Origin of the sequence: Microbacterium sp. HMWF026 (genome assembly GCF_003061325.1) — a bacterium.
GTDB classification, from domain to species: Bacteria; Actinomycetota; Actinomycetes; order Actinomycetales; family Microbacteriaceae; genus Microbacterium; species Microbacterium testaceum_E.
This window is the reverse complement of sequence record NZ_QAJB01000284.1, coordinates 1-10,266: the sequence shown is the minus strand read 5'-3', so window position 1 is coordinate 10,266 and position 10,266 is coordinate 1. Positions and strand designations below refer to the sequence as shown.

11 protein-coding genes are annotated in these 10,266 nt (G+C 71.3%); 6 read left to right on the top strand and 5 right to left on the bottom strand.

Annotation, left to right across the window (positions count from 1 at the left end):
• The first annotated feature begins 133 nt into the window (after nucleotides 1–133).
• Nucleotides 134–817: a phosphate signaling complex protein PhoU gene (gene phoU / locus DBR36_RS10960; RefSeq protein WP_108319317.1), complete on the top strand. Its 684-nt coding sequence runs from the start codon at nucleotides 134–136 to the stop codon at nucleotides 815–817.
• A 64-nt stretch (nucleotides 818–881) separates the two neighbouring features.
• On the opposite strand, the gene DBR36_RS10955 is transcribed toward phoU, so the two are convergent.
• Entirely contained in the window at nucleotides 882–1,628 is a 747-nt protein-coding gene (locus DBR36_RS10955; protein WP_108319315.1) for a phosphoglyceromutase, read from the bottom strand.
• Between the two features lie 59 nt (nucleotides 1,629–1,687).
• Here DBR36_RS10955 and DBR36_RS10950 point away from each other — a divergent pair, with 59 nt between their 5' ends.
• Nucleotides 1,688–2,476, top strand: a complete 789-nt coding sequence (locus DBR36_RS10950) for a class I SAM-dependent methyltransferase (protein WP_108319313.1) — start codon at nucleotides 1,688–1,690, stop codon at nucleotides 2,474–2,476.
• A gap of 8 nt (nucleotides 2,477–2,484) precedes the next feature.
• Here the strand turns inward: DBR36_RS10950 and DBR36_RS10945 are convergent, their stop codons facing one another.
• The 4 genes from DBR36_RS10945 to DBR36_RS10930 form a co-directional block, all read right to left on the bottom strand.
• Nucleotides 2,485–3,594: an aromatic acid exporter family protein gene (locus tag DBR36_RS10945; protein ID WP_181373566.1), complete on the bottom strand. Its 1,110-nt coding sequence runs from the start codon at nucleotides 3,592–3,594 to the stop codon at nucleotides 2,485–2,487.
• The gene (locus DBR36_RS10940) at nucleotides 3,591–4,679 is read right to left on the bottom strand and encodes a folate-binding protein YgfZ (protein ID WP_108319311.1); all 1,089 of its coding nucleotides are present in this window, start codon (nucleotides 4,677–4,679) and stop codon (nucleotides 3,591–3,593) included. The genes DBR36_RS10945 and DBR36_RS10940 overlap by 4 nt, the downstream gene beginning before the upstream one ends.
• Nucleotides 4,680–4,681: 2 nt before the next feature.
• Complete coding sequence (locus DBR36_RS10935; RefSeq protein WP_108319309.1) at nucleotides 4,682–5,281, bottom strand: FABP family protein; 600 nt, start codon at nucleotides 5,279–5,281, stop codon at nucleotides 4,682–4,684.
• Between the two features lie 131 nt (nucleotides 5,282–5,412).
• Entirely contained in the window at nucleotides 5,413–5,703 is a 291-nt protein-coding gene (locus DBR36_RS10930; protein ID WP_108319325.1) for a hypothetical protein, read from the bottom strand.
• A 118-nt stretch (nucleotides 5,704–5,821) separates the two neighbouring features.
• On the opposite strand from DBR36_RS10930, the gene DBR36_RS10925 reads away from it, so the two are divergent.
• From DBR36_RS10925 to DBR36_RS10910, 4 genes are read left to right on the top strand one after another with little or no spacing between them, the layout of a single operon-like run.
• Complete coding sequence (locus DBR36_RS10925; protein ID WP_108319323.1) at nucleotides 5,822–6,514, top strand: winged helix-turn-helix domain-containing protein; 693 nt, start codon at nucleotides 5,822–5,824, stop codon at nucleotides 6,512–6,514.
• 56 nt (nucleotides 6,515–6,570) lie between these two features.
• Nucleotides 6,571–8,739: an RNA degradosome polyphosphate kinase gene (locus DBR36_RS10920; protein ID WP_108319307.1), complete on the top strand. Its 2,169-nt coding sequence runs from the start codon at nucleotides 6,571–6,573 to the stop codon at nucleotides 8,737–8,739.
• Complete coding sequence (locus DBR36_RS10915) at nucleotides 8,736–9,674, top strand: NUDIX domain-containing protein (protein ID WP_108319305.1); 939 nt, start codon at nucleotides 8,736–8,738, stop codon at nucleotides 9,672–9,674. The genes DBR36_RS10920 and DBR36_RS10915 overlap by 4 nt, the downstream gene beginning before the upstream one ends.
• Nucleotides 9,671–10,204, top strand: a complete 534-nt coding sequence (locus tag DBR36_RS10910) for a 4'-phosphopantetheinyl transferase superfamily protein (protein ID WP_108319303.1) — start codon at nucleotides 9,671–9,673, stop codon at nucleotides 10,202–10,204. The genes DBR36_RS10915 and DBR36_RS10910 overlap by 4 nt, the downstream gene beginning before the upstream one ends.
• Nucleotides 10,205–10,266 lie beyond the last annotated feature (62 nt).

Genomic DNA, 10,266 nt, shown 5'->3' with positions numbered 1-10,266 from the left:
GTTCACCCCCTCAGCGGCGGTCACAGACGTTACTATTCACTGTCACAGCACCGCTCGTTAACCTTCGCTGGGAAGAATCCCGGAGGTTGCGGGACACACATGTGCCGTGCCGCCGACGAGGAAGGTACCCGCCATGCGCGAAGTATTCCACCAGTCCCTCGAGGACGTTCAAGCCCGCCTGGTCGAGATCGCCGACCTCGTGACCGTGGCCATCGACCGGGCCACCCGCGCCTTCGGCACGAGCGACGTCGCGCTGGCCGAAGAGGTCATCGAGGCCGACGCCATCATCGACGAGAAGGCCTTCGAGCTCGACGAGCTCGCCATCGAGATCCTCGCGCGCCAGCAGCCGGTCGCGCGCGATCTGCGCATCGTCGTCACGGCGCTGCGCGTGAGCGCCTCGCTCGAGCGCATGGGCGACATGGCCGAACACATCGCCCAGCTCGCGCGTTCGCGGTTCCCCGAGCGCGCCATTCCCAAGGGCCTCAAGACGACGTTCACCCGCATGGGCGAGCTCGACGTCGAGGTGTCACGCAAACTCGCCGAGCTGCTGCGCACCCAGGACCTGCGCATCGCCGAGGCGATCCGCGACGCCGACGACGACATCGACGAGCTGCACGTCAGCGTGTTCGAGAAGGTGCTCGGCGACTCGTGGAAGGGCGAGGCCACCGCGACGGTCGACGCCACGCTCGCCAGCCGCTACCACGAGCGCTTCGCCGATCACGCGGTCTCGGTCGCCAAGAAGGTCGTCTATCTCGCGACCGGCGACTGGGCCGGAGCCGACGACGAGGCCGCCCACGAGCCGAGCCCGGTCATCTGATCACGACCGCGAACAGAAGAGGGGGTGGATGCCACGGCATCCACCCCCTCTTCTGTTCGCGGCGTCAGTGCTTGTTGCCCTGCGCGGCGACCGCGGCGGCTCCGGCTGCGGCGGCCTCGGGGTCGAGGTACTCGCCCGGACCGAGCGGCTTGAGGTCGTCGTCGAGACGGTAGACGAGCGGGATACCGGTGGGGATGTTCAGCTCGGCGATGTCGGCGTCGCTGATGCCCTCGAGGTGCTTGACCAGGCCGCGCAGCGAGTTGCCGTGCGCCGTGACGAGCACGACCTTGCCCGCCTGGAGGTCGGGCACGATGTCGCTGTGCCAGTAGGGCAGCATGCGGTCGATGACGATCGCGAGCGACTCGGTGTCGGGCACCTCGCCGTCGATGCCGGCGTAGCGCGGGTCGCCGACCTGGCTGTACTGGTCGTCGGCGGGCAGCGGCGGCGGCGGAACGTCGAACGAACGGCGCCACAGCATGAACTGCTCGTTGCCGAACTCCTCGAGCGTCTGCGCCTTATCCTTGCCCTGCAGCGCACCGTAGTGACGCTCGTTCAGGCGCCACGAGCGCTTGACGGGGATCCACAGGCGGTCGGCCGCGTCCAGCGCGATGTTCGCCGTCTGGATCGCGCGGCTGAGCACCGAGGTGTGCAGGACGTCGGGGAGCACGCCGGACTCGGCCAGCAGCTCGCCGCCGCGCTTCGCCTCGGCCTTGCCCTGGTCGGTGAGTCGCACGTCGACCCAGCCGGTGAACTGGTTGGTCTTGTTCCACTCGCTCTGCCCGTGGCGGAGGAGGATCAGCGTGTGAGGCATGTCTCCATGCTAGCGACGCCGGGCGCTCGCGCCCGAGCGCATCCTGGCATCATGTCGGAGTGACCCCCTCACCCGTCGGACGCCCCACGCGCGGCACGACCGGGGTCAACCGACTGCGCCGCATCGATCGCTGGATCGCGCGCCACCCGGTGCTGCGGCGCACCGACGACCCCCTCGTCGTCGACCTGGGCTTCGGTGCGAGCGCCGTCACACCCCTGGAACTGCGGGCCCGTCTGAGATCGCAGCGTCCGGATGCCGAGGTCCTGGGGCTCGAGATCGATCCCGACCGCGTCGCGCGCGCGCAGAGCCAGGCCGAGGGCATCGAGGGAGTGTCCTTCGCGCGCGGCGGTTTCGAGGTACCCCTCCCCCGGGGACGCCGCCCCGCCGTCATCCGGGCGATGAACGTCCTGCGCCAGTACGACGAGGCCGACGTCGCCGACGCGTGGGGCCGGATGTGCGCGCGACTGCAGCCCGACGGCATGCTGGTCGAGGGCACCTGCGACGAGATCGGGCGCATCGCGACGTGGGTGGAGGTCGGGGCGGATGCCGTCCCCCGCACCCTCACGGTCTCGCTGCGCCTCGCGGGTCTCGACTCCCCCGCCGTCGCGGCCGAGCGCCTGCCGAAGGCGTTGATCCACCGCAACGTCGAGGGGGAACGCGTGCACGGGTTCGTGGCATCCCTCGAACGGGAGTGGACCCGCGCCGCGGTGGTGGCCCCCTTCGGTCCGGTGCACCGCTGGCGGACGGCGATGCTCGCCCTCGCCGCCGACGGCTGGCCGCTCGTCAGACGCGAACGCTGGCGCCTCGGCGAGGTCGGCGTCGCCTGGGCGGCGGTCGCGCCGGACTGACCCGCCGTTCAGATGCGGGGCAGCAGCGCCCGCGCCTCGGCGGTGGGCATCCCGGCGGCGACCAGCAGGTCGACGGCGAGCGGGCGCAGAGCGGCGACGAGGTTGAGTTCCCCGACGCCCCCGTCGGGCAGCAGGACCGACGGGTCGAGGCGCCGCGTGATCGCGGCGATCGTCTCGCGGGCCACCGGCTCGAGCGAGATGTCGTCGAGACCGTCGCGCACGAGCCCCGCACCCCGGGCGAGCTCGGCGAGCAGATCGGCGGGGACCGGGCGAGCCTGTCCGTCGGCGCACAGATAGGCGGCGCGCCGGGCGACCACGCGCAGGTTGCGGGTGGCGAGGTCGAGGGCCTCGCGCACGCGCTCATGCCGCTGCAGCTCCGTGCGCTGGCGGCGCAGGAAGGGCGAGATGCGGGCGACCTCGCGGCCCGACTCCAGCGACCCGCTCCACGCGTCGACGTACGTCTGCAGCGACCTCGCGCGCTCGAGGCCGCGGTCGGCCCGGGCGCGGTCGCCCTTGCGCAGCGCGCGGACGATCGTCGAGACGGCGGCGTCGAAGGCGTCGAACAGCTCGTCGGCGTCGCGCAGTTCGGTGCGACGGAGCGTCCGCGGGATGAGAGCCGTCACGATGAGCGCCGCGACGCCGCCCACCGCCCCGTCGACCAGCCGCAGGAACGGCACGCCCGACACCAGCACCAGGGCGATCAAGGACTGCACCACAGCGGCCAGGGCGAACCCGGGTTGCGGCGACAGGAACCGCGCCACGATCAGCGTCACCGTCATCGCGAGCGCGATCTGCCACCACCCGGCTCCGGCGATCAGCAGCACCACTTCGGCGATCAGGATGCCGACCAGCATCCCCAGCACGGTCTCGGCGACGCGCCAGGGACGGGCGTCGCGGACCAGGCCGAGACTCGACACCGTCACCGTCGCGGCCAGAAGGGGCACGGGGTGGCCGAGCACGAAATGCGCGAAGGCGAACGCGGCGGTCGCGGCCACGACGATCTGCGCGATCGCCGGCACGGACTCGCGGACGCGATGGACGCGGCGGGCGAAAGTCGTCCGCCAGCGCGGTCGCGACACGACGACCCCGACCGAGGTCGACGACGTCTCGCCGCTCATTCCGCGGCGCGGCGGCGACCGAGTCGCGGCAGACGCGGTACCGACGCCGTGGCACCGGCATCGGCGGGGACGACGGTCTCGGCCGACGCCGCCAGTGGACCGTCCGCGGTGTCCACGATCAGCGCCAGCCCTTCGGGGGCGTTGCGCTTGACCAGGGCCAGGGCGATCGGCCCCTCTTCGTGGTGGACGGCCACCGAGGTGATCGCACCGATCACGTCGTCGCCGGCGCGCACGGCGTCACCGCGCGCGGGGAGGACGTTGTCGCTGCCGTCCAGCTGCAGCGCGACCACGCGACGCGGCGGGTGACCCAGGTTGTGCACCTTGGCCACCGTCTCCTGCCCGCGGTAGCAGCCCTTCGACAGGTGCACGGCGGTGCGCAGCCAGTCCATCTCGTGCGGCAGCAGACGCTCGTCGGCGTCGATCGCGACCCGGGGCCGCCACGCGGCCACGCGCAGCGCCTCGACGGCGTCGAGACCGGCGAGCTGCTGCTCGCCCCGTGCGGCTTCGCCGAGCAGGTTCTCGTACTCGGCGGCATCCAGGATCGCCTCGGCCCAGTCGCGATCGCGCCCCGGGTGCGGGTCGACGCGCGCATACGCCCATCCGCCCGGTGAGACGTCGGGCCACGGGTCGACCCACACGGGGGCGACGGTGCGGCGCTCCGATACCGCGAAACGGGTGCCACCCACTACGAAGAGCTCGTCCGAGCGGTCGCGCACCTCGACGCGCAACCGGAAGCGCATGCGCGTCAACCACGACGCGAGAGCCTCGGCGTCGGCGGCATCCACGATCAACCAGGTGACCTCGCCGTCGTCGATGACGGATGCCGCGTGCTCGACGCGGCCCTGGGGATCGAGGATGAGCAGCTCAGTCGACACCTCGGGGGCCAGGTGCGTGAGCGCCTGCGACGACAGCGAGTCCAGCCAGCTGCGGCGGTCCTCGCCGGCGACAGAAATCACGCGGCGGTCGCCGAGCGGGGCGAGGGCGGTCCCGGATGCCAGGCGGCGCTGCTCCGCGACGGGCGAGCCCACGTGACGCAGGCCCCGCTCGTCGGTCACGGCGCCGGGGATGTCGGTCAACGCGGCCATGGTCACTCCGCCCGGGCGAGACGCGCCGACGCGTGGGAGCCCAGCTCGCGTCCGAGCGCGGCGATGTCCCACGCCCAGAGCAGGTGGTTGTCGACGAGTCCGTACAGGCGGGTCGCCGCGGTGTAGGGCTTGGCCCCGGCGGTGCGCACGACGGCATCCGTCGCCAGATCGATGCGCGGACCCTTGACCTGTCCGACGTAGAGCTCGAGCACGCCGTCGGCGTGGGCCAGGCTCACCTCGATGTCGAAACCGCCGTCGGTGTTGCGCAGCGCTTCGACGTCGTCCGCGGTCCGGGTCACCGCTTCGGCGGTCGCGGGGAGCAGGGCGGGCCCGGCGTCCCCGTCCGTCACGGGGCGAGCCAGACGCCAGTAGCCGATCTCGGAGACGAGCGGACGACGCTCGGATCCGTCGATCAGCCAGGCGTCGGCCGAGTAATTGAGGAACGACCCGCCGTCGTGGCTGAAGCTCACGCGGTGCGCGAACTCACCCGAGAACGAGCGTCCGGCGGCTTCGTAGTCGATGACTCCGGTTCCCTCCCAGACGCCGACGAGCCACGAGAGGGGGACGAGGTCGGCCGGAAGGTCGGTCGGGATCTCGATCACGGGGCGCTCAGCGCTGGCCGCGGTAAAGGTTCCAGATGACCGTTCCGGACACGAAGGCGATCGCCAGCGAGGCGAGGCCGAGAAGTCCCACGAAGAACAGTTCGAGCGCGAGGAGGTCCATGCCCTCCACCTTATCCCGAGACGAGTGCGGCCAGACCGAAACCCATGGTGATCACGCCGAGCACCACCAGCGCTCCCAGTGTGCTCAACGCCATGCGCTGGATGAAGGCCTGGGAACGGCCGTACCAGAGCTGCACCGCGAACGAGATGATCACGCACCCGCCCAGCGCGACGCTCACCCACTGGGCGCGCCATCCCGCGGGGGCGAACAGGCCGATGAGCACACCCGCGACGGCCGCGAGCACCCACACGGCGACGACGCCGCCGAACGTGCGACGGGGTGCGAGGTCCGGGGTCGACATGTCTTCATCTTCGCCCACGACACCCGCTCGCGCACGCGCATCGCCGAGGAATCGGATCGGCGCGGCGCGTCACCCTAAGATGATCGGGTGCGCGGCCCGCCCGCGCTTGGAGGTCGATGTGGCTCAGCTTCTTGTTCTCAGCTCCGCCCCCGGCGGGGGTGCGGCGCTGCCCGCGCTCGAATTGCTCAGCCACCGGGTACGCCAGATCCCGGCCGAGGCGGCGCAGTTGATCAACGCGCCCAGCGCGGACGTCATATTCATCGACGCGCGCCTGGACCTCGTCGGGGCGAAGTCGCTGTGCAAGATCATGACGACCACGGGCGTCGAGGCACCCCTCGTGCTGATCGTCACCGAGGGCGGCCTGACCGCGGTGTCCACCGACTGGGGCATCGACGACGTCGTGCTCGTCGGTGCCGGCCCCGCCGAGATCGACGCGCGCATCCGTCTGGCCATGGGTCGGCGGGCCGCCGATCAGGTGTCGACCCGCATCCAGACGTCGGGCATCACGATCGACGAGTCCTCGTACTCGGCGAAGGTGCACGGCAAGCCGCTCGACCTCACCTACAAGGAGTTCCAGCTCCTGCACTTCTTCGCCACCCACCCCTCCCGCGTCTTCACGCGCGAGCAGCTGCTCAGCGAGGTGTGGGGCTACGACTACTTCGGTGGCACCCGCACGGTCGACGTCCACGTGCGGCGCCTGCGCGCCAAGCTCGGCGACCTGGAGCAGCTGATCGGCACCGTCCGCAACGTCGGCTACCGCTTCAACGTCTACGAGGACGAGGCGCCGGCGGCGGCATCCACCCCCGCCTGACGACCCGCGCACCGGCCGTTCACGCGCGTGTCACCGACCCCTGCAATGATGTGGGGATGATGGAACACGACGCGCTGGATGCCGGGCTCGGCGACGCCGACGACGACGACTTCGACGAGGCCATCGAGGCCGAGGACGACCAGCTGCCCGACCACCGCTACCTCGATCGCGAGCTCAGCTGGCTCGCCTTCAACCAGCGGGTGCTCGAGCTGGCCGAGGACCCCGCGGTCCCCGTCCTCGAGCGCGCGAACTTCCTGGCCATCTTCGCCAGCAACCTCGACGAGTTCTTCATGGTGCGCGTCGCCGGCCTCAAGCGCCGCATCGTCACCGGGCTCGCCGTGCCCACCAACGTCGGACGAGCGCCGCTCGACGTCCTGGCCGACATCTCGGCCGAGGCGCACCGCCTGCAGCTGCGCCACGCGGCCGCCTGGACCGAGAAAGTGCGTCCCGCCCTCGCCGAGTCGGGCATCGAGGTCGTGACGTGGGACTCGCTCGACACGGCGACCGCCGAGCGGCTGACCGAGTACTTCCAGCGCAACGTGTTCCCGGTGCTGATGCCGCTGGCGGTCGATCCGGCGCACCCGTTCCCCTACATCTCGGGGCTGTCGCTCAACCTGGCGATCCGCATCCGCAACGCCCGCACCGGTCGGCAGGAGTTCGCGCGCCTCAAGGTACCCCCGATGCTGCCGCGCTTCGTCGAGGTGCCCGGTGACGGCCCCGGCGTGCGCTACCTGCCGCTCGAGGAGCTCATCTCGAACCACCTCGGCGATCTCTTCCCGGGCATGGAGGTGCTGGACCACCACGCGTTCCGCCTGACCCGCAACGAAGACATGACGATCGAAGAGGATGAGACCGAGAACCTCATCCAGGCCCTCGAGGCCGAGCTGCTGCGCCGCCGCTTCGGCCCGCCGATCCGCCTCGAGATCACCGAGGACATGGATGACGTGACCCGGGCGCTGCTGCTGAGCGAGCTCGACATCACCGAGCAGGAGGTCTACCGCCTGCCCGGGTCGCTCGACCTGCGCGGTCTGTTCGACCTGTCGCGCATCGACCGGCCCGACCTGCACTACCCCCCGCACGTGCCCAAGACGGCGCTGGCCTTCCAGCCGCCCGAGCAGAACGGCCGCGCCGACCTGTTCGGCGCGATCCGCAAGGGCGATGTGCTGGTGCACCACCCGTACGAGTCCTTCGCGACGAGCGTGCAGGCATTCCTCGAGCAGGCCGCCCGCGACCCGCACGTGCTCGCCATCAAGCAGACGCTGTACCGCACCTCGGGCGACAGCCCGATCGTCCAGGCGCTCATCGACGCCGCCGAGGCCGGCAAGCAGGTGCTCGCCCTCGTCGAGGTCAAGGCGCGCTTCGACGAGGCGAACAACATCGTCTGGGCGCGCAAGCTCGAGAAGGCCGGCGTGCACGTCGTCTACGGCCTGGTGGGTCTGAAGACCCACTGCAAGCTGGCCCTCGTCATCCGCGAAGAAGAGGGGCGCCTGCGCCACTACAGCCACGTGGGCACGGGCAACTACAACCCCAAGACGAGCCGCATCTACGAGGACTTCGGACTCTTCACCGTGGACGACCAGGTGGGTCGCGATCTGACGCGCCTGTTCAACGAGCTGAGCGGCTACGCGATCGAGAAGAAGTTCAAGCGCCTGCTCGTCGCCCCCCTGCACCTGCGCAAGGGGCTGCTGCGCCACATCGACAAGGAGCGTCTGAACGCCCTCGCCGGCAAGCCCTCGGGCGTGCGCATCAAGGTCAACTCCATGGTCGACGAGCAGATCATCGACGCGCTCTACCGCGCCAGTCAGGCGGGCGTCCCCGTCGAGGTGTGGGTGCGCGGGATCTGCTCGATCAAGCCGGGCGTCCCCGGGATGAGCGAGAACATCACGGTGCGCTCGATCCTCGGCCGCTACCTCGAGCACTCGCGCATCTTCACCTTCGTCAACGACGGCGACCCGCAGGTGTTCATCGGCAGCGCCGACATGATGCACCGCAACCTGGACCGCCGCGTCGAGGCGCTCGTGCGCGTGGTCGACGAGAACCAGGTGCGCGAACTCACCTCGCTGTTCGACCTCGCCATGGACGACGCCACGAGCTCGTGGCACCTCGGCTCCGAGGGCGAATGGACCCGGCACAGCGTCGCCGCCGACGGCACGGCCCTGACCGACCTGCAGGATCACACCATGGCGCTGGTGCAACGCAAGCGGCGTGCGCGGGCGGCCCGGTGACCGAGACCGCGGTCTACGCCGCCGGCGGCGTCGTGTGGCGACTCGTCGAGGGCAAGCTGCGCATCCTTCTGATCCACCGCACGAAGTACCGCGACCTGACCCTTCCCAAGGGAAAGGTCGATCCGGGCGAGACGCTCGCCGAGACGGCGGTCCGCGAGATCCGCGAAGAGACCGGCATCCGCGTCGCGCTCGGCGTCCCCGTCGGTGTGTCGCGCTACCGAATGCCGAACGGCCGCACCAAGATCGTGCACTACTGGGCGGCCGAGGCGACGGATGCCGCCGTGCGCACGTCGAGCTTCGTCCCCAACAAAGAGGTCGCCGCGATCGAGTGGGTCAGCCTGAAGAAGGCGCGCAAGCACCTCAGCTACCCGGTCGACATCGAGATCCTCGACGAGTTCTGCCGCGTCGTCGACGAGGGGGCGCTGCCGACCTTCCCCATCGTCGTGCTACGACACGCCAAGGCGCGAGCGCGCGAGGAGTGGGAGGGGAGCGACACCGCCCGGCCGCTCACCCCCCGCGGACGGCGGCAGGCGCAGGCGATCGTGGGTCCCCTGCTGGCCTTCGGTGTGCGCCGCGTGATCTCGAGCCCCGCCGAGCGGTGCGTGCGCACCGCGACGCCGATCGCCCAGGCCATCGGCCAGAGGGTGCAGTTCTGCGAGTCGATCAGCCAGGACGCCTGGGACGAGGGCCGCGCCGACGCGCGCTCGATCATCGGTCAGCGGGTGCGATCGCGAAAGCCCGTCGTCCTGTCCAGCCACGGCCCGGTGCTGCCCGACATCCTGCACGAGCTCGCCCTGGCGACGGGGACGATGAGCGGCTCGTACCTGGGCAGCGCCTCGGCACTGGATCCCGCCGCCTTCTCGGTCGTGCACGTTCCCGTCGAGCACCCGGGTGCCGGCATCGTCGCCATCGAGACGCACGAGCCGCAGGTGTGAGCGCGCTGCCCCTCGGCATCCGCGTCCTGTGGCGCGAGGTGCCCGCGGGGGCACCGCCCCGCTCCGTCTCGCGCGCTCTGTTGAGCGACGCCCTTCCCGGGGCCCGCTTCGTCTCGCGCTGCCCCGCGTGCGGCGGCGCTCACGGCCGCGTGCGTGTCGAGGGGGCCGATGCCGCCGTCTCCGTGTCGTACGCCTCGGGCTGGGCGATCGTGGCGGTGAACGATCGCGGACATCGGATCGGGGTGGATGCCGTACCGGCCGGCGCGGACGGGCTCGAGCGGGTGCTGACTGCGGATGGACGCCGGCCGCCCGGTGACCCCGCGCTCCGCTGGGCGCGGGTCGAGGCGGTGCTCAAGGCCGACGGCCGCGGCCTCGCCGTCGACCCCGCGCGCGTCGAAGTCGCGCTCGACGCGGCCGGATGGCGGGCGCGAATCCGCGGCGAGGGCGCCGCCGGAGACTGGCGCGGGTGGGATGTCGATGGCCCCGCGGGGCTCGTCGTGGCCGTCGCGGCGAGTTCGCCCGAGCCGTGAGGCGCGAGGTGGCTGAGCCCGTCGAAGCCCCCATCCCTGCAGCCGCGCGCGCCCCACGGACA

Bases quoted from the DNA above. Each gene is read 5' to 3' on its own strand.
- phoU (WP_108319317.1), top strand. From the start codon at position 134: ATGCGCGAAGTATTCCACCAGTCCCTCGAGGACGTTCAAGCCCGCCTG.
- DBR36_RS10955 (WP_108319315.1), bottom strand. From the start codon at position 1,628: ATGCCTCACACGCTGATCCTCCTCCGCCACGGGCAGAGCGAGTGGAAC.
- DBR36_RS10945 (WP_181373566.1), bottom strand. From the start codon at position 3,594: ATGAGCGGCGAGACGTCGTCGACCTCGGTCGGGGTCGTCGTGTCGCGA.
- DBR36_RS10940 (WP_108319311.1), bottom strand. From the start codon at position 4,679: ATGGCCGCGTTGACCGACATCCCCGGCGCCGTGACCGACGAGCGGGGC.
- DBR36_RS10930 (WP_108319325.1), bottom strand. From the start codon at position 5,703: ATGTCGACCCCGGACCTCGCACCCCGTCGCACGTTCGGCGGCGTCGTC.
- DBR36_RS10920 (WP_108319307.1), top strand. From the start codon at position 6,571: ATGATGGAACACGACGCGCTGGATGCCGGGCTCGGCGACGCCGACGAC.